Source organism: Streptomyces oceani, from assembly GCF_001751245.1.
Classification (GTDB): domain Bacteria; phylum Actinomycetota; class Actinomycetes; order Streptomycetales; family Streptomycetaceae; genus Streptomyces; species Streptomyces oceani.
In genome coordinates, this window is the sequence record NZ_LJGU01000152.1 from 38,218 (window position 1) to 60,483 (window position 22,266).

The window sequence follows — 22,266 nt, forward strand, 5'->3', positions numbered from 1 at the left end:
CGTCAGAGGCGTACGAGCGTGGTCTCGGTCGCCTTGACACTCGCCCAGACCGCCGCGCCCTCCCGCAGACCCAGCTCCGCGACCGCGGCCGGGGTGACCTCCGCGACCAGGTCCGGCGCCTGGGTGAGGGCGACCTGCACCCGCAGCCGACTGCCCACGCCGGCGATCTCCCGCACCACCCCGGACCAGACGTTCCGCGGACTACCGGTGGGCCGCTCCCGGTGCAGCGCGACCGCCTCCGGGGCGATGATCGCCATGCCCTCCTCGCCCACGGCCAGCGGGTCCGCCACGGCCAGCCGGCCGCCGCCGGGTAGCGCGAGCCCCGCCTCCGTGGTGGTGCCCGGCCAGGCGTTCCGGCCGAGCATCCGGGCCACCCAGGAGGAGCGCGGGCCACGGGTGACCTCCGCCGGGGAGGCGTCCTGCACCGCGCGGCCCTCCTCCAGGACGAGTACCCGGTCGGCCAACGACACCGCCTCGACGGGATCGTGGGTGACCAGCAGGCAGACGCCGCCGAAGCCGGCGAGGTGATCGCGCAGCGTGTGCCGTACGTACGTGCGGGTGGTCTGGTCCAGCGCGGCCAACGGCTCGTCCAGCAGCAGCAGTCGGGGACGGGCCGCGAGGGCGCGGGCGAGCGCGACCCGCTGGGCCTGGCCGCCGGACAGCTGCGCCGGCCTGCGGTGCGCGAGAGAGCCGACGCCCAGCCGGTCGAGCCAGCGCCGCGCCTCGCGCCGGGCCGTACGCCGGGGCACGCCGTGCGCCCGGAGGCCGTACGCGGTGTTGGCCAGCGCGGTGAGGTGCGGGAACAGCGCGCCGTCCTGGGGCACCCAGGCGACTCCCCGACGGTGGGTGGGCTGTGCGGCGACCTCGTCCGCGCCGAGCCGCAGTGCGGCGTGGGCGCGCGGGGTGAGGCCGAGAAGGGCACGGAGCAGGGTGGTCTTGCCCGCGCCGTTGGGTCCCACGACGGCGATGGTGCTGCCGGGTTCGGCGTCCAAGGTGAGGCGGAGGAAGCCGGTCAGTTCGGCGTGCAGCGGCCAGCGCTCCTCGGTCACGGCGGGCTCCGCCGGTTCGGCTGGCCCGGCTGGCTCCCCCGGCTCCGCCGCGTCGGCCGTACGCGCCCCACCGTCCCGGGCCCCACCGTCCCGCGCCGTGCCGTCCCGCGTCCCGCCGTCCCGCGCCGTGCCCGTCGAGCCGCCGGCCCAGCGCCCCCGGAGGGCGGTCAGTACGGCCATGGCGATCACCAGCAGCAGCAACGAGACGGAGGTCGCCGCCTCCGGCCGGTTCTGCAGCAGCAGATAGACCTGGAGTGGCAGGGTCTGGGTCGTGCCCGGCAGGTTGCCGGCGAAGGTGATGGTGGCGCCGAACTCGCCCAGGGCCCGCGCCCAGGTCAGAGCCGCGCCGGCGGCCAGCCCCGGAGCGACCATGGGCAGCGTGACGGTGCCGAACACCCGTAGCGGCGAGGCACCCAGGGACGCGGCGGTCTCCTCGTACCGCGGACGCAACCCGGCCAGGGTGCCCTCCAGGCTGATCACCAGGAACGGCATCGCGACGAAGGTGGCGGCGATGACCGCGCCCGAGGTGTGGAACGGCAGGGTGACCCCGAAGGTGTCCGCCAGCCACGGCCCGAGCAGTCCGCGGCGGCCGAAGGCCAGCAGCAGCGCCACGCCGCCGACCGTGGGCGGCAGCACCATCGGCAGCAGGACCAGGGTGCGCACCAGCGCCTTGCCCCGGAACGGCACCCGGGCCAGCAACCAGGCCAGCGGCACCCCGAGAAGCAGCGCCAGGGCCAGCGCCCAGAGCGAGACGAGGAGCGACAGCCCGACGGCCTCACTGACCTCGGGCGAGGTCAGGTGCTCCCGCAGGTCACTCCACGGCGTGCGGGCCAGGATGCCGAGCAGCGGCAGCAGCAGGAAGCCGATCGCCAGCAGCGCGGGGAGGGCCAGTACCAGCGAGGCGCGTGCCGCGGGCGCCGTACGGGCGGCGCGGGACGTACCAGCGCCAGGGGACGTACGGGTGCCACCGGACGTACGGGCGGCGCGCTCCCCACCCGGCCTCGGGAAGCGGCGGGGAGGCCGCGAGCCCGGCCCCCCGGGGTCGGAACTCCCGTCTCGTGCGCTGCGGTCGGCGGGCCTCAAGGTCGCTGAAAGCCCTCGGCGCGCAGAACCTCCTGGGCGTCCGGCGTACGCAGCCACCGCACGAAGTCGGCCGCCCGCTCCGGCGATTCGGACGCCGCCAGGCTGGCGGCCGGATAACTGGCGATCGCGTTGTCCTCGTCCGGGATGGCGACCGTGTCGACCTTGTTGGGCGCCGTGGCCGCGTCGGTCGCGTAGACGATGCCGGCGTCGGCCTCGCCCAACTCCACCTTGCTCAGCACGGCACGCACGTTCGCCTCCTCGGAGACCGGGCGCACCGCGACGCCCTGCTCGTCCAGCACCTGAGCGCTGTAGTCGCCCACGGGCACCTCGGGGGCCGCGAGCACCACCTTGAGCCGATCGTCGGCCAGGTCCCGCAGCGAGTCGACGCCCTTCGGGTTGCCCTCGCCGGTGACGATCACCAGCCGGTTCCTGGCGATGACGGTGCGGTTCTCGGTCTCGTCCCCGACGTCCCGCATGGTCTCGGCGTTCGCGGTGACCAGCACGTCCGCCGGCGCGCCCTGGCGAACCTGGGAGGCCAGCTGCTGGGATCCGGCGAAGGAGAACTTCAGGTTGGTGTCGTCACGCTCCTTCTCGTAGGTCTCGCCCAGCTTCTCGAAGGCGTCCGTGAGCGAGGAGGCGGCCAGCACGGTCAGTTCGGCCCGCCCGTCTCCCCCGGCCCCGCCCTCGTCCGCGCCGCCGCAGCCGGCGAGTGGCACCAGCAGCGCGGCGGTCAGCAAGGCCGCCGGGCCCCGCCGCCGAACCGTCGAACCGCGCCAGCGGACCGCCGTACGCGCACCCTGCTCGTCACCCCGCATCCGTCAACTCCGGTCGATGTGCACGCTGGTGGACTTGACCCGGGCGGTCGCCCGCACCCCGACCTCGAAGCCCAGTTCCTCGACCGCTTCCCGGGTCAGCATCGAGACCAGGCGATGCGGGCCGGCCTGGATCTCGACCTGCGCGGCCACGTCCCCGAGCCGGACGGCGGTGACGATGCCCGGGAAGGCGTTTCGCGCGGAGGTGTAGGAGGGCTCGTCGTTCTCGTTGCCGTCCTGGCCCAGCTCGATGGAGAACGCCGCGAGGTCCCGCCCGTCGACGAGTCGGCGCCCCGCCTCGTCGCGGCGGGTGGCGATCCGACCGGCGTCCGCCCAGCGCCGCGCCGTATCGGGACTCACGCCGAGCAGCTGGGCGGCCTGGCCGATGGTGTACGACTGCATGTGCGCAACAATACGAGCGCTTGCCATGCATCCACAAACCCGTAACTCACACAGTCCTCGCATCTGCGCCGCACAGTCGGCCGGTACGCGACGCTCGCGCACGGGCGGCGTGGCGGCTCCGAGAACACGTCACGCCGGGCACGGGGCCCGGCGTGACACGTGAGTTGGCGCGAATCAGGCGTCCTGGAGCTTGACGCTGTCGCTCACGAAGAGATGCACGTATCCGCACGACCAGCAGACCAAGCCGGACGCCGTCTGGTCGACGAACGCGATGCCCAACAGTTCCTTCGCCCCGGTGTTGAGCTTCACGTCCCGCTGCCAGAACACGTCGTGCTTGCAGACGACGCAGCTCAGCGGGTTGCCCGCAACGGTGGCGCGCTGCGGCTTGGGGTCCTTCTTGCCCATGGCGTTCCCTTCGTTCGTCACCGGCCCGGGGACAGCCGCGGATCGGTGGGCGTGCACATGACGCCGAGCCTAGACGAGTGGCCTCAAGTCGCTTCGCCCGCCCGCCTCCAGACCGCCGACGCGGGCGTTCACGGGCGCGGGCCGAGGCGGCTCAGCCAACCTCGACCCGTCCCCGCACGTTCTCCGTGGACCGCGAACTTGTCGCGGGACCACGGTGGATACGGCCCGGGCGGTCAAGCGGGAAGCACATCGGCGTGCCGCCGTGTCCCCACCAGTCACCCGCCCGTGCTCGTCGCTCCTACTCGTCCCATCCCATACTCACCGCGCTTTCGCCACCCTCTCCTGTCAGCTCGTTTCGCTTCGTCACGGCGCCTGCGCCGGGTGCTCGCGGCGTACCGGATCAGCGCTGGGTCTCAGCCCTGCCCCGTCCGCCGCCGTCACCCTTGCTCTTCCCGGTGACGCTCAGCCCCATCATGGCGAGGCCACACAGGGCGGCGACACCACCGGCGATGACGTTCGTCAGGACGACGGAGGTCGAGGTCGGCGCTCCCGCGATCACCCACTGCGAGATGATCACCCAGGCTCCGAGTAGCGGCGCGGTCCAGGCGAGCGGATGCGTCCGCCCGTACGCGGAACTCAGCCCGAAGGCCAGAACGGCGAACGCCAGACCAACGACCAGGTTACTGACGGCCAGCGGCGTCGACACGTCGTTGAAGCCCACCACCCAGGGCGAGATCGCGATGTAGATACCGGCCAGGAAGGTCAAGCCCTCCAGGACCTGTGCGCTGGGAGCAGCCGCCGCACGGTCGTAGCGATCCCGCATCTCGACCAGATCGGGGTGCTGCTCGATGCGCGAAGCCGGTGCTGTCATGATCTTCTGCCTCCCATCGGGGCGTTATGTCGGATACCTCCCAAAATCCGAGTCCCCGTGGGCACAGCACCAAACGCCATGATTTGCGATGTGCGTCAGATTTCCCGCAGCGCTCCGCCCCCCGGCTCCGGCGCCCCGGCACTCCGGACGCACGCCGGGGCCGGTGCGCTGTCGCACCGGCCCCGGGTGTGGCTTCCGCCCCTTCGGCCGTACGGCCGCTCCGCTACGTCCGCGGCCCGCTCGACCAGCGGACAGCGGCAGGCAGCGGCTCGATCAGTCGCGCTCAGCGCCCTCGGGCAGCTCACGCAGGTTCATCGTGCTCTTCGTGTCGAAGGTCCAGTCGAGCATCTTCTTCGCGTCCGCGTACCGCTTCTTCGTGCTGTCACTGCCCAGCACGACGCCGACCACGGTGCGCCCGTCCCGCTCCACCGCGAACACCAGGCAGGACCCGGCACGGGTACCGGTGCCCGTCTTGATGCCGATCGCCCCGTCGTACGAGCCGAGCAGCTGGTTCGTGTTGTGCCAGGTGTACGTACGCCCGTTGGTCGCCTCCTCCACGCTCTTGGTGCTCTTCACGACGGAGGAGAAGCGCTCCTTCTCCATGGCGTGCTGGGCCAGCTTCGCCAGGTCCTTGGGCGTGCTGTAGTTCTCGCCGCCCTGCGAGATGCCGTCGAAGGAGTCGAACTTGGTGTCGCCCAGCTCCAGCTGCTTGGCGGTCCGGTTCATCTTGCCGATGAAGGAGGCCGTACGCTCCTTGATCGTGTCGCCCTTGCCGAGCGTGTCCGCGATGGCGTACGCGGCGTCGCAGCCGGAGGGCAGCATCAGCGCCGGCAGCAACTGCTCGACGGTCAGCACGTCCCCCGTCCGCAGGTCCGCGGTGCTGCCGCCCTCGCGCTCGACGTAGTCCCGGTACTCCTGCTTGATCTTGACCTTCTCGTCCAGGGCGCCCTTCGTCTCCAGCGCCACCGTGGCGGTCATGATCTTCGTCGTGCTGGCCATCTCCCGTCGCGTGTCGGTGCCCTTGCCCCACAGCTCCTCGCCGTCCCCCTCCATGAGGTAGGCGCCCTTGGCGTTGACCTCCTCCGGGCCGGCGGCCTGCGCGGGCGTGACCGCCACCAGCACCGCCCCCGTGGCCGCCACCGCGCCCAGGCTTATCCCCCAACGGCGCATGAGCTTCTTCTTCTTGTGCTGCATTACGTGCTCCCGGTCGTGCTGCGCTCTCACGGTCTGTCGGTTTCGCCACCTCAACCGGACCGTGTGGTCGGCTGGTCAGGCCACGGTGCGGCGAAGCGACGAGCTGGGCCTGATCCTGGAACACGCGCGGGTGAGGGCGACCGCATCCACACGACACGCGAGGTGTCGACCGTTGGTCGAGTTGACGACACATCCACCGTCGCCGTTCGTAACCCCCTCGCCAGAAGCACCCGTTGACGGCAGTCCGACTTCGGAGCGCGCACCCCCGGGCACCGTGTACAGGCCCGTTTTGCACCCTACCCGAGGCGGTGCCGGCTTGTACGCCGGCCCGGCGGCCTCCCCTTCCCTGCTTCGCGGTGACTGTCCCGACGGCCGCTCACCGAACCGGGACGTGGAGGTCACGGAACTCAACTCGGTGGCCTACCGAACCACTCCTTCGACGTGCTGGCCCTAGCGGCGACCGTGCTCCATCTGCTCGGCACGGAGCCCGTGGCCGGATTCGTCCTCCTCTGCCCGGCGTTGGTGCTCACCTGAGGCGCCGGGTCGTGACCGCGCTCGGCCCGCGTCACGGAGGTCGAACGCCGTCGCCGGTCGCCGAGGAGTCCCGTGTGCGGCCGAACCCGCCTGGATCGCCGGCGAGTTGCACGACGCCGTGACCCACTACGTGACCGCCGTGATCGTGCGGGCCGAGGCGGCGCGCTACGACCCGCGTCACCCGCTCGGTGTGCTCAACCCCGACCACACCGCCGAACCACGCCGGTAGGTTCGACGAAGCGAACGAGGCGAGCGGGGAGGGCTGACCCGATGAGGATCACGCTACGTGAGGTGGCGGACAGCGATGTGGACGTCTTCTGGACCCACATGAGCGAGCCGGCGGCACAGTGGATGGCCGCGGTCACCCGCGAGTACCACTACGACCGGGGACGGTTCGACGCGCACTGGGCGACGGTGCGCTCCGACCCGGCGGTCACCGTGCGGACCGTCCTGGTGGACGAGGCGGTGGCCGGGCACGCGGCCGCGTTCGGGCCACCTGACGAACGGGAGGTCACCTACTGGATCGCGTCCGCCTACTGGGGGCGCGGGGTCGCCGGTGCGGCGCTGCGCGGACTCGTCGCCTTGGAGCGGACGCGGCCCCTGCACGCACACGTGGCGGCGGACAACGCCGGGTCCCTACGGGTGTTGGAGAAGTGCGGCTTCACCGTCACCGGACGCGGTCAGCGGATCTTCGCCCGGGCACGCGGCGAGAAGATCGAGGAGTTGTCGCTCACCCTGGAGTGAGTCCCGCCCGGCCGGCCCGCCGCCTCCCGGCCCGCCACCGTACGTGAGGCGGGCGCCACGGCCGTACGCCCGACCGTCGTACGGCTCGGCGTTTCCCCGCGTACGCGACGGGCACCCGGGCGGCGAGGCGCCCGTACGGGCTCCAGCGCGGCCGGAGGGAGGACCGCCCATGCGCTTCCGGGACCGCCGGGACGCCGGACGCGCCCTGGTGGAGCGGCTCACCAGCGGGCACACGGCCGAGCGGCTCACCGACCCGTATGTCCTCGCGCTGCCCCGGGGCGGCCTACCGGTCGGCAGCGAGGTGGCCGCCGGTCTGCACGCGCCCCTGGACGTGCTGGTAGCCCGCAAGATCGGCGCGCCAGCCAACCCCGAACTGGCGGTGGGCGCCCTGGCGGGCGACGCGCCGCCGCTCTACGACCAGCGCACGCTCGACCTGCTCGGGCTCACCGCCGACGGCCTCAAGCCCCGGGCGGCACACGAGCGGGACGAGCTGCGTCGGCGCGAGGAGCTGTACCGCGACGGCCGGCCGGCGCCCGAGCTGGGCGGTCGTACGGTGATCGTGGTCGACGACGGACTGGCCACCGGGCTCACCGCACGCGCCGCGCTGCGGACCGTACGCGCTCAGGAGCCGTCGCGGCTCCTACTCGCCGTCCCAGTGGGCTCGCCGCAGGCCGTGGCGGCGCTGGAGCCGGAAGTCGACGAGCTGGTGTGCCCACACCAACCGGCGGCGTTCCAGGCGGTGGGGCAGTGGTACGACGCTTTCGAACAGCTCGGGGACGACGAGGTCATCGAGATACTCCAGTCGTCCCACACGGCCTGGTAGCCGCCGGGCGCGGATGGGCTACGACCACTCAACGAGATCAGCGGACGGGCGCCACCCCGCTGCTCTCATGCTCGATGCCTCCCATCCACATGTGTCGCCCCAGCTCGTCCAACTCCGCTCGCCGTTGCGCATACTCCGGCAAGGCAAGTCCAAGCAGCCGCCAGAAGTCCGCACCGTGGCCGGCCACCCTCACATGCGCCAACTCGTGCGCGATGACGTAGTCGACGAGGTGCATCGGAAGCTGGAAGAGTGACCAGCCCAGGCTCATCCGGCCCGCACCGAGCTGCTCCGGTCCGTAGGCGCCAGGCGTACGGACCCGCTCGCCCGGCACGTACCGTCCCCAGCGAGTCCCGACGTCCCGCACATCCAGTCGAGGTTCGGGCACGCCCATGCGGGCCGCCCAGGGTTGAAGTCTGCCCGCCGCCCAGGCCGTGCCCGTCCGGCAGTACCAGTCCACCAGAGCCGCCCGACCACGCTTCGGGTCCTCGGCACGAGTACGGTCCAGCACCAACCGCCCCGCGACCAACCGCACTCGGTGGTCTCGCACCGCTTCGTCCAGCACCGTCAGCCGATACGTCCGACCGAGATAGCGGAAGACCTCCCCCTCGATGAGGCGCTTCGTCGGGTGCAGCGGGCGCGTCCGCTCCCGCAAGGCGAGTTTGCCGAGCACCCAAGCGTGGTGCGCGTGCACGAAAGCCTCGGCATCGCCGGCGGAGCGACCCACGGGCGCGTGCAGCGTGAGACGGGCGTCCTGCTCCACGGTCAACGCGAAGCGCCTACGTCGGGCACTGACCCGAACGCTCAGGGTGAGTCCACTGACGGCCAACTGGTCCCCCTCGGCTAGCGGAGCGGTGGAGGCCGAGGTGGTGCGAGCGTCGGCGGATGCGGTCACACCGCTATTCTCCCTGCGCTCGCCGTAGGAAGTCGCTCCGGTTATGCACCGCGTACGCCGCGAGCTCTTGTGCGACGTTGCGCACCGGCGCCCAATCCACCCCGGTGGCGGGCCGCACATGGTTCCTGACCAACCTGAGCTGGAGACCGTGTGCCAGCTCGTTGATGTCCTGGCTCTGGCCCTGGAAGCTCGTCTTGGCCAACGCCTGGGCGGTGGTGTCGCATACTTCCATGGTGAGTGGCCGCATATCCTCCAAGGTGCAGGCCACGTCCGGGTTCTGGATCACCAGTCGGTCCAGCAACCGATACGTGCGCTGCTCCAACGGGCTGAGTCTGGCAAGGTGCGGGTCCACCGTCTCCTGCTGCCGGGCCTCCTCGATCAACGGCCCGAACTCCCGTCTCTGCGCCTCGAAACGTTCGGGCATGTCCCGCAGGATCTCCTCCAGACGTTCGGAGAGCCGGGCGTACTTCTCCGGGTCCTGCCGCTTGACCCGCTCCTCCAGATGGAACCTCAGCGCGTGCCGCATCTCCGCCGCCGCCTCTTTGGCGGGCAGGTCGCGCACCGTTTCGTCGAAGGCCGGCGAGGCGAGCGAGACGGGTGCGATGACGGCTTCGATCTCGGGCCCCTCCAGGTGCTCGGCGATCATGGCCCGCACCTTGCGCCCGTAGGTGCGCATGGTGAACGTACCGCCCGGTCCGTCCCGGTACAGCCGTCGTACCCGCTTCTGGAGCGCACCCCACCGGCGGGCTTCCGCTAGGTACCTGAGACCCTCCTCGTGCGGCAGCACCCCCTCGAGCACCCCGAGGAAATGGTTCAACGCCTCGTCGAATCCAAAGCGGGCCGTCTCGTCCTCGAAGAGGTGCGCGGCAGCGCCGAGCCGGGCGGGGCCCTCTAGGTCGGCGTCCGTAAGCTCGTACCGGCGCAAGTGATCGCGCACTGCTTGGGCGGCTGGTTTCAGCTGACCGACCTCCTCGGAGAGGTCACGCATCGTGTCGTCGACGTCTGCCTGCTCGTAGTCCGCCAGGGCGTCGGTGAGGTGCTCGAAGACGCCGTAGTAGTCGACGACATAACCGACTTCCTTGCCCTTCTCGGGCCGGTTGACGCGAGCCACGGCCTGCAGGAGTTCGGCGTCCCGGATCGGCCGGTCCAGATACAGCGCCTGCTCAAGAGGCGCGTCAAAACCCGTGAGCAGCATGGATTTCACGATGAGGAACGCAACCGGGCTCTCCGGATGCACTGGATCGTCATCCTCCGCGATCCTCGCTGCGGCAACCGCATTCCCGTCCTCGGACCAAGGGTTGGCCGCTGGTGTCCCCGGGCCGGAGTCCTGCGGGACGACACCGAACGGTAGGGCGACCTCCCACGCCTCGTCCGGCGGGTAGTGGGGGAACGGCCGATGGAACCGCTCGATGTACGCGTCCTGGTGATTGGTGTCCGTCCAGTGCAGCCACTGACGGTGCTTCCTCTCCGCTCCGGCGGATATCACTGGCACGAAGTCCATCCGCCGCAACAGGGCGGAGTACTGGTGCGCCTGGTACAGGTAGCGTTCCCGGCGCGGCAGCTCCTCCAGCGGCGTTCCGGTCACCGACTCCGGGTCGAAGCCGGCGAGTTCGACGAGCAGCGCGTCCCGGGCCTCCCGCAACGCGCGGCGGTATTCCACGGCCGCCTTCCGGCTGACCGCCGCGACCTGCGCCTTGAATCCGCCACTCGCCAGCACGGTGGTGACCCAGTGCTCCAGCATGTCCTCGGCCTTGGCCCGGATCATCGGGCTGGACTCGGCCACGTCCCGCTCCGTCGGCCAGCGCTTCAGCAGCGCCTTCCGCTCCTCGTCGGTACGCTCCCGCACCAGGTCCTCGAATTGACGGTCCAGGCCGTCCTTGTCGAAGACCTCACCCTGACCGGTACGGCCCTCGTAACGGATGCGGACGACCACACCGTCGCGTTCGGCGTCCGCCATCCGGTATGTGTCCAGGAAACCCTGATCAGGGCCGCCGTTGAAGATCCGCCGAGTGTCCGCCGCCTTGCCCGTCATGATCGGAGTACCGGTGAAACCGATCTTCGCGGCGTTCGGCACGGCCTTACGCAGGGCCGCGTGCAGCACGCTGGTGTGCGAGCGATGCGCCTCGTCGACCAGCACGAGAATGTTCGTGGAGGTGTTGCACTCGGGGAAGTTCGGTTCGGGCGGCTCGGTCGAGCTGTCGTCGCCGGATCGGCGCTTCCGCGTCCGCTCGGCCTCTGCGTACACCTGGGTGACGTCCCGGTCGTCGCCCGCAGGCTCGTGGGCCGGTCGGAAACCGGCGGCGCCGTACTTCTGGATCATCGCGAAGATCACGCGTGACCCGCCGTCCCGCAGCAGGCCCGCCAGCTGAGTCGCGGTGGCAGCCGTCTCGTGCTCGGATTCGCTCAGTTTCAGGGTATCCGCCAGTTGTGTCTGCAACTGCGTGCGGTCGGTGACGACCACCACGGTGAACTCGCTGAGCTGGTGGTGCAGGTGCATGCGGCGCGCCAGGAAGGTCATCGTCAGGCTCTTGCCGGAGCCCTGCGTGTGCCAGATGAGGCCGCCACGCTCGTCCTCCCGTACATGCCCACCACGCGCCTTGCCTGTCAACAGCTTGTGGACGGCGCGCTCCGTCGCCCGGTACTGCTGGTGCCGGGCCACTGCCTTTACCGTACGCGTACCACCGGACGCCGTCTCGACTGGAAGCGGGATGACGTAGTGCCGCACGAGATTCAGCAGCGCGGCGGGCCGTAGGACGACACCGACAAGTTTGTGCCGCTCCGAGAGGGTGTGGACGCCCTTTGGTAGTTCGGCCCGGAGGGTTGCCTCGCGCTGAGGGGCGATGCTGCGCCACGGATGGAAGTGTTCCGGATCTGAGGTGACCGTGCCGAGATACGCGGTCTCCGCGGTGGCGGCGACGAGCAACTGCACCGTGCGGAACAGCTCCGGCACGCCGGCGGGCTCGGGTCGGCCGCCGCCGTCCTCATCCAGCGGATCACCCGTGTAGTGCCGCAGGTCGCGCACCGCGTCGTACAACGGATCGGCGAGTTCGGGGCTCTTGCACTCGACGGCGGCGAGGGGGATGCCGTTCACGAACAGGGCGAGGTCGAGGACCGACTCCTGACCGGAACGGTTCCGCACGCGCAACTGGTCGACGACGGTGAACTCGTTGCGTTCCCGCCGCTCCTCGTGCCAGTCGACGTACTGCACAGTGGCGGAGGCACCACCGTGCGCCGCCGATGGGCCGGTGAGCACACAGCCGTTGTGCAGCAGGTCCGTTGTGGCCAGGTTGGCCGCGACGAGGTCCTTGCCCAGCGGCACGGCGGTTAGTTCGGCGATGGAGCGGCGCACGTCGGATTCGTCCATCCACGGCTGGCCGTCCTGCGCGCGGACGTTGATCCGGGCGAGCGCCGCCTCCAGTTGCTCGGTGAGCAGTGGCGAGCCGGCGTCGAGTGTGCCGACCTCCGGGCCGGGCAGGTGGGTCCAGCCCATCGCCGTAAGCTGCGCGATGATCGGTCGCTCGACCTCGTCCCGCTCCACCTGCACCCCACCGCTCCCGGTTCTCTCGCCCAGTCGTCACCGTGCCGCTTCGGTGATCCATTCTGCGCGCGGAGTAGGGGCGTTGGGGAGAGTTTCGGCCCCGCCGAGGTCAGCGAGGCCGTGCGGGTGGGGCTACGGGGTGGTGAGCGGACTTCTCGGGTCGGCGCGTTCCTCGGCGCCTTCCACATCGGCTTGGCCATACGCGTCGTAGTCGTCGTCCCGCACGGGCGTCGGGAGCCGCGCGCCCCTGCTGCGGGCGATGCGATGCACGGCGCACAGCGACTCGGTCAAGCGGGCGATGACGTAACGGAGTTGTTCCGGGGTGGCACGGTCCTCCGTGGGCAGATCGGCGACGTGCCCGAGAAGGTCGATTGCCATGCCGAGCTGCACGCTTTCGTAGTTGTCCGCGACCTCGGAGAGGAAACCCGTACCGTCAGCGACGAGGTAGCAGGGCTTGCCCTCGGGAGTGGGCCACGGAAGCAGCCGGGCGTGCTCGCCGCCGAGTGGGACGGTGGTGGTCTGGTCCGTCGTACTCATCAGGCGGCCACCTCCACACCGTGGATGAAGCGCGGTCCGATGTCGACGCCGTGCACGGCCAGCCAGAGCGCGAGCCGGCGCTCCTCCTGTCGCTGGGCTTCCTCCCGGCGCTCGTGCGCGACGAGGTACGGGCGTACGAGCGCGGTGTCCTCACCGCGTACGACGGGTTCGTGGTGCCACGAGCGGTGCGCGGGCAACGACCGGCGAGGGGGCGTCGGGGCGTGGGCACGGGTCTGCCGGGGAGTCTCGGCGGCCCGATGCCGGCCCGAGGCATGCCGTTTGGGCCACTGCAACGAGGCGATGGCCCGGACGATACGGTGCAACATGTCGTCAACTTCCTTTGATGTGTGGGTTGATGGCCACGCCCCCGGGCCGTCCGTAGCGGTCGCGGGGGTCCATGCGTGCGTGGCGTGGCCACCGGCCATGAGAGCGGCCGGCTTCATCGCTGAGTAGCGATTCACTCACACACTGAGGCGGTTCGAGCTACGCTCACAGGGGTTTGGATGTGACAAAGCATTCGTCACATGGGAGCTGACGATGAGTAATACCTATGGGGAATGGCTGAAGGCCCAGCGGGACTCGGCCGGGCTCACACAGCAGGAGTTGGCGGAGATGGCTGTGATGACGCGTTCGCACATCGCGCACATCGAAGCCGGGCGACGTATCCCGTCCAAGGAGGATGCCCGCCGTCTGGACAGGGCGCTGAACACCGGCGATGTGCTGAGCAGCTTCCTGCCAGAGCAGGATGTGGTGGTGGCAGACCGGTTCGAGTCGGCCCGCCAACTCGAACAACAGGCATCGCGAATCCAGGAGTTCGCTCTCACGCTCGTACCTGGAATCCTGCAAACCGAGAGGTACATGCGTGCGGTCCTGAGCACAGCACTACCTCCCTGGAGTGAAGAGGAATGTGACAGGATCGTCGTCACACGGCTTGAACGCGCAGAGGTCCTCGCAGACCCGGTGACGCCCGTAGTGTGGGTACTGCTTGACGAAGCCGTCCTACGACGCGAGGTCGGCGGGCGCCATGTCATGGGGGAACAAGTCGCGCACATCGCGAGCTTGGTCGAGAGTGGACGGGTCCGTGTCCACGTCCTGCCGACCAACTTGGGGGCTCACCCACTCCAGCAAAGCATGGTGACACTGATGTGGTTCGAGGACCAGCCACCAGTCGCCTACTCAGAGGCGCTGTACATGGCCAAGTTGCACGACGAACCAGCCATTGTCGAGCGCATCCGCACTGCCTACGATCTTGCCTTGGGCGACGCGATGCCGCTCAACGAGTCACTGACCCTCATGAAAGCGATAGCGAAGGAATACGGACACGATGTCTGAGCAGGCTATCCCCGATGCCACCACGCTGATTGGTTGGCGCAAGTCGTCACACAGCGGGAACGATGCGGACAGCTGCCTCGAGGTCCTAGACGGCTACCCGTCGGGCGTTCCTGTCCGCGACTCCAAGACAGCCGATGGTCCGGCACTGGTGATTCCATCCGCTGGCTGGAGTTCCTTCATTGACACCATCAAGAATGGACAGACCTCTTAGCGGAGCGCTGCCACCGATCGGAGCCCCGCGAAAATCAACCTACGCACCTTCCACCGCCGAGCAACGCATCAATCAATCCCAATTTGAATTTTCTCATCTTTTCCAACTGATTTCGACCGTTTGCAATATCTTGTCGTACAGCATGATCCACATCAACAATTCGCTCTTGCTCTTCACGGCTGGGTACCCCAATTTCAAATTGCAGTACGTCTGATTTCGTAATATTCGGATCTTTCCGAGTACTCGCCGCAAACTGACGCCACTTATAGCGGTTGCACTGCAAGGCAAGCAGCAAATATTCGGGGTAAATATCAGTGCATGCTTCAAGTACAGAAATTGCTTGATTTACAGCTGCTGGCACATCAAGAATTGCCGTTCGGCCAATTTGTTGCCACCCGCCATACATGGCAACTAGCACCGATTGCGGTGCATACCGGCGAATACCAAGGTCAGACATTGCGACTTCAGTGAGCGCCTCTTCGGTCGTAGAAACCCAACCCTCATTAAGGTCTAGGGTCTTAACCCATGGAGTCCCCGCCTGGGCAAAATATCGAGATTCGGATGACCTGCTAGGGGTAATTCCCGAACTTACGCGACACAATTCTCCAATTGACCTGAGCTCCCACTCAGTGGATTCGCTTGCCCCTGTTTCAATTATTTTCTCGCCGTCCCGAAAAGCACGCGCAACGAGTCCATATCTCATTCTTTCCAGCTTCAAGATTTCTACGTTGATGGACCGCTCCTGCTCCGACACAGCGTCGATCACATCGGCGATCCGTTGCTGCTCATCCAGAGACAAGCCGGCAACCATAAACTTCCCAAAGAAGGACGAGGGGACTCTCCGCTGTCCGGCGGAACCGGTCATCATCGCTTCCGCTTTGAGTCGAAACTCACGCGAACGGGTCCAGTGGTAGATGAACCTAGGCGCTACTCCCGGTTTCGCCCGGAGCACATGAAACTCTGTACTCCCTATCCCCACGCCTTCCTTCAGACCTTCAACAAATGCTCCCTTTCCATTTTCCATGCAGGGCGTAATTTTTGCAAACAATGTGTCTTTGTTTCGAAAACGCGGGTTCCCTGAAATAGTTTCATCTACCAGGCGGTACTGTACCTGACTGAGATATCCATAGTTCGTGACATCTCCCATGGAAATGTAGGGAGCCAGCCCCGAAACAAAATCGCCCGATGGGTTTACTTCAACCAAGTCAGAGAACGGAATGAAGCGCCCATCGTCACTCATAGCCAAGTTCCTTCAACCGAGACTTCATCTGCTTTTCCGCGAATTCAACGTTCCTCTTGATCTCGCGAAGCGACACGGCGTACTTGTCCGTCCACATCCCATACGCGTCGACCAACTCACGCCGGCGGCGCACCACATGCCCTTCCAGTTTCGCCGCGAGGTCTTGGCGCAACAGGTCCAGCACCACCCGTCGCTCGCCCTCCTCGTCCAGCTCCTGGCGGGCGCGGAAGAGACGCGGCTCCTCCTCGCCCAACTGCGGCTGATCGGTCAGCTGTCGCTGGAACCAGAAGTCGTTCTCCAGACGCTTGACCGCCGCGTTCGCCTTCGTACGGGATTTCTTCAGCGACTCCAGCTCCATCAACTCATCAACGGTCAGACCAGTTTGCTCGTCCGCCGACTCCTCACCGCTCTCGTCATCGTCCGCGGGCTCCGACTTCGCGTTGAGTTCCTTCCAGCGGGCGTCCAGCTTCGCCTTCCGCGTGTCCGCCGCCTCGAGTTCCTCCAGGAAGTCCGGCGCGATCGCGGCGACCACCTTGTGGTCGTACGCCCGCCGCCGTTCCGCCGTGCTCCGTTTCCGTTCCTTCCGGGTCTTCGGGTCCTGTTCCGGCGCCAGCATCGTCTCGACGTTGTCGACCCAGCCGTCCAGCACCGCGCCGAAACCGTTCTCGGACAGCGCGAGCAGGTCGTACTTTGCCTCGTACCACCAGCCGGCCACCGCCCCGGAGAGCGCGTGCCGGTCCAACAGCCCCACTTCACCGAGCCGCTGCACGAACGACCCCATCAGCGAGCCCCGTACGGCCATCAACCCGGCCTTCCGCTCCGAGGGCAGCAGGTCCGCCAGCCGCTCCGGAGTCGCCGCCACGGCTTCCAGGTGCCGGGCCTCCTCCTCCCACCACTTGGTGAACGCGCCTTGCAGCTCCTCCTCGCGTGGGTGCGCCAGCTCGGCCAACCGGGCCGCGTCCGGACGGCGCTCGGCCGACGGGAAGTCCACGTAGTCCGAATCCACCGGCTCCCGCTCGGTGAAGAGATCCGCCAACTTCACGCCGTACGCGTCGAGCAGTCCCCGCTTAGCCTCGATCTCCGCGCGCGGCATGCCGCCCGTCAGGTGTGCGCGTACGTCCTGCGGCTCCGGGGGCGGCGCGTTGTCGACGTACCGGCGGATGTTGAGGTTATCGCCGTTCTCCCGCAGCTTCTCGCGGCTCACCAGCCGGGCGAAGCCCGGAATCTCGGGGTTCTCCGCGTGGAAGGCTGAAACGATCTTCTCAGCGTGCTCCGGCAGCAGGACGTTCTGTGCCCGCTCCGCGTGATACTCCTGATCGGCGTTGATGAACAGCACCCGCTCCTGTCGCTTCGAGACCTTCGTCCCGGGCGGGCGCAGCACCAGGATGCACGCGGGGATGCCGGTGCCGTAGAAGAGGTTCGGGGCGAGGCCGATCACCGCCTCAAGGACGTCCTCCTCCAGCAGCTTCGTACGGATTTCCTGCTCGCCACCACCCCGGAACAACACCCCGTGCGGCATGACCGTGATGACCATGCCGGGGTTTTTCTCCCGCTTGGTCTCCCACAGCATGTGCTGGAGGAACATCAGATCGGCCTTGCCGCGCTCGCCGGTGACGCCGTACTCCGCGCGCTGTGCTCTGTGGTCCAGATCGGCCAGCGAATAGTCCATGGAGAACGGCGGATTGCTCAGCACACCGTGAAAGCGGTCCTCGTCCGAGCGCGGTACGTGCGCCGGGTCGGTCAAGGTGTCCCCGGTCGTCAGACTGAAGCTCCGCACCCCGTGCAGCACCATGTTCATCGTGGACATGATCCAAGAACCGCTGTTCGCGTCCTGACCGGCGAAGAACATGTCCGAGGTGTCGCCGCCACGCTCCTCCACGTACTCCTTGGCGTGGATCAGCATGCCGCCGGAGCCCACGCACGGATCGTAGATGCGGCTGCCCTGCTGCGGATCGAGGAGTTCCACCATCATGCGTACGACCGCGCGCGGGGTGTAGAACTCCCCGCCCTTGCGGCCCGCGTCATCCGCGAACTCCTTGATGAGGTACTCGTAAGCCGCGCCCATCAGGTCTGGGAACTCGAAGTCGTCCGTGCGCAGCCGAATCCGGCCGAAGTGATCAATCAGCGCCCGCAAGCGCTGGTTGGCCAGCTTCGCCGTGCTCGCCGAGGCTCCGGAGCCGCCGATCCTGTTGAAGTCCAAGTGATCGAAGAGTCCCTTGAGCTTGGGATTCTGGATCTCCAAGGCTTGGAGCGCGGGGCGCAGCCGTTCCTCGTTGAGGTTCTGGGTCCCCGACGAGACGAGCTTCCAGCGTGCGCTCTTCGGGACGAACAGCACGCCGGTCTCGCTGTACGCCGAGGGCTCCTCGAGGTGCTGCTCCAGCAGGTCGCCCGCCAGGCCAAGCTCCGTCCGCGCCTCCTCCAGGACCTTCTCCCGCGCGGCTTCGAACTCGTCGTTCGCCCGCTTCAGGAACAGCAAGCCGAAGATGTATTCCTTGTACTCGGAGGCGTCCATGGTGCCGCGGAGGATGTCCGCCGCGGCCCACAGGTGCCGCTCCAACTGCGCGAGCGTGAGCTTGGCCACGTACCCGACTCCCTACGGTCCGTACCGGATGCGAACGGAGAAACCCTACGGCGACGGACCAGCGCGGCGGAAACGCCGTACCCTCGAACCGGTCTCGGCGCCTCAGTACGCGATGATGCCGAGCCCCTCCTCGACGAAGGTGAAGACGTCGGTGTACGGGTCCCGCTGGGAGTACGGCACATGGTCTTCGTGCTCCGCGTTCATCTTCAGCGCCCACTTCTTGGCTTGCCCGAAGCTCTGCTTCGGGATCTGCTCCGGCAGGACCTGCTTGACGTCCGTGACCTGCTTGGCGAACGGCAGACGGTCCGCCGCCAGGTCACAGACACCACCGAAGGTGCCGACGACCGGTTTGTGGTGAAGCAGGCGCCACACCTCGAAACAAGGGTGTGAGAACGCCACCCGGACGCCGGCCTCCCGCGCCTGCTTGAACGCGCTTTCGACACCCTCATGCTGGTCGCGGTCGAAGAGGCACCAAACCATCGGCCAGAGCTTCTTCGGCAGTCCGCTGCGCTTCGCCTCCCGCTTCTCGTCCCGCATCAGCCGCACCGCCGCATCGACCAACTTCAGCGGCTCACGCCTCGAGCCACGGTCAGACGCGTTCGCGATCCGGACCTCGATGCCCGACACGGGAGACCGCTCCCGGACGATGTGGATGTACTCCGGCTCGGTGACCTTCCCTTCGGTGAACACGTGCACGACCTTGTTGCGCTGCCGCCCACCCTTCTGTGCCGGGACCAGCGACTCCTTCCCCTTCGTACGCGCCATCAGCTCCGCTCCGTGTCAGCATCCTGGCCCCGGCGGCCCTCGGGCCCTTCCGGATCGTTCGTGGTCAGCAGCCGCCGCGCGATCTGCCCCTCCAGGAGAGACGGAACCGCACCGAACGCACCCGCCAGATAGGACTTCGTCAAGTCCTCCTCAGCGGTCGGAGAAACCGCCGTCAACGGATACAGCTCCGTCGCACCGTCCGCGTCTTTCTCCGTCAGCCAGACCTGGCCAGGCTCCAGCAAGCGTCCGCCGCTGGGGGTGGCGAGTAGCGACGGATCGTGCGAGGTGAAGACGAGCTGCGCGCCCTCCGTGTTGGCCTGTGGATCGTGGAAGAGGCGTACGACCTCCGCGGCGAAGCGCGGGTGCAGGCTCGCGTCTAGTTCGTCCACCAGCAGCACAGCGCCCTCGTCGAGCGCCAGTAGCAGCGGACCGAGCAGCGCGAACCAGGAGCGGGTGCCGAAGGACTCGTCGCGCCAGTCGAAGGAGACCTCCCCGGACTGTGACCGGTGTGTCAGTCGGACCGTCTGCCGGTCGCGGCCCTCCTCAACCACCTCCGCACCGGTGATACCCAGATCCGCGACCCGGAGCAGTTCGTTGATCCGGTCAGCGCGGCTACCGGAGAGCTCCCTCCTGGTGAACGCCTCTCGCTGGGCACGCTCATCCTCCGGATTGATCAACCACAGGTTGCGCCGGAACCAGTGGAAGAGCGGGGAGAGTTGCGGATGGTTGTCGGTGCCCGCCATGGACAGCACCAGGGCGTTCGGCCGGGTGCGCCGCTCCAGCTGGGTGCGGTCCTTGACCCGGCCACCCGGCCAGTCGTACACCTTCGCCCGTGAGGCGTCCCGGTCCAGCCAGACCTGACGGTGACCCCGAGGGTAGCTGTGCAGCCATTCCGCTTCGACCCGCTCCTGACCGAGTTCGAAGCCGTACGTCCAGCGCACGCCTTCGAGTACCACATCCGTCTCGAAGAAACTCGTCTCCGCTACCGCCTTGGCGTCCAGGGTGAAGGGATTTCGGACGGTGCCCTCGGTGGACGCCCAGTGGGCGTAGGAGTTCAGTACCGCCGTACGCATGTCGGTCAGGGCGGTGAGCACGTTCGACTTGCCCGAGGCGTTGGCCCCGAAGATGCCCAGCAGCGGCAGAACGCCAGCCGACTGCCCGCCCGCGAGCGTCACGTACCGCGCCGCGTCGTGACCCGACGCATCGCTGAGCGAAACGAAGGAGAGTTCCTGCTCATCACGCAATGACCGCACGTTCGCTACGCGAAACCGGAGCAGCACACCATCCCCTCCTTCCTACGGAGAACAGACCCGCCGTCAGCACTCCACCACAGCATCTGCGCCGCTGGCGCCGTTTCCCACGAAGATACCGGTCAGCACCGACAGGGGGTCTCTTCGCCGCCACTCCGGCCTCTGCCCGTCCCGCGCTGCCCGTCAGAGGATCTCCAGTGGGCGCTTGCGCGCGGGCGGTGGGAAGGCGGCGTCCAGTGTGGACAGGTCCTCGGCCGTGAGCGTCAGCCGGAGCGCCGCGTGGTTCTCCTCCACGTGCGCGCGGGAGGACGCCTTCGGAATCGCGATGACGTCGTCCCGCCGCAGCACCCAGGCCAGCGCGACCTGGGCCGGGGTGGCGCCGTGCGCGTCGGCCACCGCGCGCACGGCCCGGTGCTCGAGCAATCGGCCCTGCTCCACGGGCGAGTACGCCATGACCGGGGCGCCCAACTCACGGCAGCGGGGCAGCAGATCGTACTCGGGGCCACGACGGGAGAGGTTGTAGAGCACCTGGTCGGTCTCCGGCCCGACGGCATCGCGGGAGCCGTGGGCGTGCGCCGAACCGCCGAGGTCATCGAGGTCATCGGTGTCGAGATTGCTGACGCCCCAAGCCCCGATGTCGCCCTGCCGCACCAGCGTCTCGAACGTCTCGACGGTCTCCGCCAGCGGCACTCCCCCGCGCCAGTGCAGCAGGTACAGGTCGATCCGGTCCGTACCGAGGCGACGCAGGCTCGCGTGACAGGCGTCGACGGTGCCGCGCCGGTCGGCGTTCGTCGGCAACACCTTGCTGACCAGGAACGCCTCGTCGCGGCGCCCGCGTACGGCCTCTCCGACCAGTTCCTCGGCCGCGCCGTTGCCGTACATCTCGGCGGTGTCGACGAGCGTCATGCCCAGGTCCAGCCCGGCGCGCAGAGCCGCCAACTCCGTCGAGCGGCGGGCGGGATCGTCGCCCATGTGCCAGGTGCCCTGGCCCAGCGCCGGGACGGGCGTGCCGGAGCGGAGCTTCACTGTGCGTGTCACGTGCCTGGGGTCCTTTCCTTCGCGGGTCCTGCCTCGCCCAACAACCGGTCATACCAGACGTCGCTCCTGACATTGAAGCGCTCTCGGCCGCGTGTCCGGGGTGCTTGTGGATAACTCCGGAAGCCGATTTCACCCGCCGTACAGTGATACGACCAGCGAATCGGAGGGGAATTTTCAATGACGGCGATTCAGGGGGGCTGGGGCGGCCCCGCCGCTGCGGTGGGGGCACCGGCGGCGGCGATGCGTCTGGAGTCCGTGACGAAGACGTACGGCAAGGGGGAGCAGGTCGTCACCGCACTGCGCGATGTCACGCTGCAGGTGCCGCGCGGCTCGTTCACGGCCGTGATGGGGCCCTCGGGCTCCGGGAAGAGCACCTTCCTGCACTGCGTCGCCGGGCTCGACCAGCCGACACAGGGGCGCGTGTTCCTGGGTGACACCCAGCTGACCGGCCTCAAGGAGGACGACCTCACGGCGATCCGCAGAAGCCGGATCGGTTATGTCTTCCAGGCGTACAACCTCATGTCCGCGCTCTCGGTCGAGCAGAACGTCACACTCGTCTCGCGACTTGCCGACCTGCCGGTGGACGAGGCGTGGCTGCACGAGGTGCTGACGCGGGTCGGGATGACCGAGTACACGCGGCGCAGACCCGCTCAGCTGTCCGGGGGACAACAGCAACGCGTCGCGATCGCGCGGGCGTTGGTGACCCGTCCGGACGCGCTGCTGGCCGACGAGCCGACCGGCGCCCTGGACACGCGCACGAGCCAGGAGGTACTCCGGCTGTTCCGGCACATCGTGGAACAGCTGGGGCAGACCGTACTGATGGTCACCCACGACCCGTTCGCCGCCTCCTTCGCCGACACGGTGCTCTTCCTCGCGGACGGGCGGGTCGCCGGCCAGCTGTACCGGCCGTCGCCCGAACAGATCGCTGAGCGTATGACGCACCTGGGCGATTGGTGAGGCGTTTC

The 22,266-nt window shown here is 68.2% G+C and carries 20 protein-coding genes; 5 read left to right on the top strand and 15 right to left on the bottom strand.

Translation table 11 applies throughout. From position 1 onward, the window contains the following. Positions 1-2 precede the first annotated feature (2 nt). The 6 genes from AN216_RS23845 to AN216_RS23870 all read right to left on the bottom strand — a co-directional run bounded on the left by AN216_RS23845 (position 3) and on the right by AN216_RS23870 (position 5,816). Entirely contained in the window at positions 3-1,946 is a 1,944-nt protein-coding gene (locus AN216_RS23845; RefSeq protein WP_070198825.1) for an ABC transporter permease, read from the bottom strand. A gap of 182 nt (positions 1,947-2,128) precedes the next feature. Then, positions 2,129-2,947 (bottom strand): molybdate ABC transporter substrate-binding protein, encoded by an 819-nt coding sequence (gene modA / locus AN216_RS23850; protein WP_070198780.1) that lies wholly within the window; start codon positions 2,945-2,947, stop codon positions 2,129-2,131. 3 nt (positions 2,948-2,950) lie between these two features. Then, a complete protein-coding gene (locus AN216_RS23855; RefSeq protein ID WP_070198781.1) occupies positions 2,951-3,346 on the bottom strand; it encodes a TOBE domain-containing protein in 396 nt (131 codons plus the stop codon). A 174-nt stretch (positions 3,347-3,520) separates the two neighbouring features. Beyond that, positions 3,521-3,751, bottom strand: a complete 231-nt coding sequence (locus AN216_RS23860; protein ID WP_070198782.1) for a hypothetical protein — start codon at positions 3,749-3,751, stop codon at positions 3,521-3,523. A 400-nt stretch (positions 3,752-4,151) separates the two neighbouring features. Then, entirely contained in the window at positions 4,152-4,622 is a 471-nt protein-coding gene (locus AN216_RS23865) for an SPW repeat protein (protein WP_070198783.1), read from the bottom strand. A 273-nt stretch (positions 4,623-4,895) separates the two neighbouring features. Further along, positions 4,896-5,816: a D-alanyl-D-alanine carboxypeptidase family protein gene (locus AN216_RS23870; protein ID WP_107402084.1), complete on the bottom strand. Its 921-nt coding sequence runs from the start codon at positions 5,814-5,816 to the stop codon at positions 4,896-4,898. Between the two features lie 804 nt (positions 5,817-6,620). On the opposite strand from AN216_RS23870, the gene AN216_RS23875 reads away from it, so the two are divergent. Both AN216_RS23875 and AN216_RS23880 read left to right on the top strand, forming a co-directional pair. Beyond that, a complete protein-coding gene (locus tag AN216_RS23875) occupies positions 6,621-7,094 on the top strand; it encodes a GNAT family N-acetyltransferase (protein ID WP_070198784.1) in 474 nt (157 codons plus the stop codon). 169 nt (positions 7,095-7,263) lie between these two features. Further along, positions 7,264-7,917 (top strand): phosphoribosyltransferase, encoded by a 654-nt coding sequence (locus tag AN216_RS23880; protein ID WP_070198785.1) that lies wholly within the window; start codon positions 7,264-7,266, stop codon positions 7,915-7,917. A 37-nt stretch (positions 7,918-7,954) separates the two neighbouring features. On the opposite strand, the gene AN216_RS23885 is transcribed toward AN216_RS23880, so the two are convergent. From AN216_RS23885 to AN216_RS30485, 4 genes are all read right to left on the bottom strand, one after another. After that, entirely contained in the window at positions 7,955-8,809 is an 855-nt protein-coding gene (locus AN216_RS23885; protein ID WP_244502631.1) for a M48 family metallopeptidase, read from the bottom strand. 4 nt (positions 8,810-8,813) lie between these two features. Beyond that, positions 8,814-12,353 (bottom strand): type I restriction endonuclease subunit R, encoded by a 3,540-nt coding sequence (locus AN216_RS23890; protein ID WP_079166928.1) that lies wholly within the window; start codon positions 12,351-12,353, stop codon positions 8,814-8,816. A gap of 126 nt (positions 12,354-12,479) precedes the next feature. Further along, entirely contained in the window at positions 12,480-12,884 is a 405-nt protein-coding gene (locus AN216_RS23895) for a hypothetical protein (RefSeq protein ID WP_079166929.1), read from the bottom strand. Continuing rightward, a complete protein-coding gene (locus AN216_RS30485; protein ID WP_070198786.1) occupies positions 12,884-13,210 on the bottom strand; it encodes a hypothetical protein in 327 nt (108 codons plus the stop codon). Before AN216_RS30485 ends, AN216_RS23895 begins: the two co-directional genes overlap by 1 nt. A gap of 211 nt (positions 13,211-13,421) precedes the next feature. On the opposite strand from AN216_RS30485, the gene AN216_RS23905 reads away from it, so the two are divergent. Both AN216_RS23905 and AN216_RS27695 read left to right on the top strand, forming a co-directional pair. Beyond that, positions 13,422-14,216: a helix-turn-helix domain-containing protein gene (locus AN216_RS23905; RefSeq protein WP_070198787.1), complete on the top strand. Its 795-nt coding sequence runs from the start codon at positions 13,422-13,424 to the stop codon at positions 14,214-14,216. Further along, positions 14,209-14,427, top strand: a complete 219-nt coding sequence (locus AN216_RS27695) for a DUF397 domain-containing protein (RefSeq protein ID WP_079166930.1) — start codon at positions 14,209-14,211, stop codon at positions 14,425-14,427. Before AN216_RS23905 ends, AN216_RS27695 begins: the two co-directional genes overlap by 8 nt. Positions 14,428-14,461: 34 nt before the next feature. Here the strand turns inward: AN216_RS27695 and AN216_RS27700 are convergent, their stop codons facing one another. The 5 genes from AN216_RS27700 to AN216_RS23925 all read right to left on the bottom strand — a co-directional run bounded on the left by AN216_RS27700 (position 14,462) and on the right by AN216_RS23925 (position 21,301). Next, positions 14,462-15,667: a restriction endonuclease subunit S gene (locus AN216_RS27700; RefSeq protein WP_079166931.1), complete on the bottom strand. Its 1,206-nt coding sequence runs from the start codon at positions 15,665-15,667 to the stop codon at positions 14,462-14,464. Beyond that, positions 15,660-18,248, bottom strand: coding sequence for an N-6 DNA methylase (locus AN216_RS23910; protein ID WP_070198788.1), 2,589 nt, complete (start codon positions 18,246-18,248; stop codon positions 15,660-15,662). The genes AN216_RS27700 and AN216_RS23910 overlap by 8 nt, the downstream gene beginning before the upstream one ends. A 102-nt stretch (positions 18,249-18,350) precedes the next feature. Then, positions 18,351-19,013 carry an RloB family protein gene (locus AN216_RS23915; protein WP_070198789.1) on the bottom strand — a complete coding sequence of 221 codons (663 nt, stop codon included), beginning with the start codon at positions 19,011-19,013 and terminating at the stop codon, positions 18,351-18,353. After that, a complete protein-coding gene (locus tag AN216_RS23920; protein ID WP_070198790.1) occupies positions 19,013-20,293 on the bottom strand; it encodes an AAA family ATPase in 1,281 nt (426 codons plus the stop codon). The genes AN216_RS23915 and AN216_RS23920 overlap by 1 nt, the downstream gene beginning before the upstream one ends. A gap of 153 nt (positions 20,294-20,446) precedes the next feature. After that, positions 20,447-21,301 (bottom strand): aldo/keto reductase, encoded by an 855-nt coding sequence (locus AN216_RS23925; protein ID WP_070198791.1) that lies wholly within the window; start codon positions 21,299-21,301, stop codon positions 20,447-20,449. Positions 21,302-21,478: 177 nt separating this feature from the next. On the opposite strand from AN216_RS23925, the gene AN216_RS23930 reads away from it, so the two are divergent. Further along, on the top strand, positions 21,479-22,258 hold the full coding sequence (locus tag AN216_RS23930; RefSeq protein ID WP_212732746.1) for an ABC transporter ATP-binding protein: 780 nt from the start codon (positions 21,479-21,481) through the stop codon (positions 22,256-22,258). Positions 22,259-22,266: the final 8 nt, after the last annotated feature.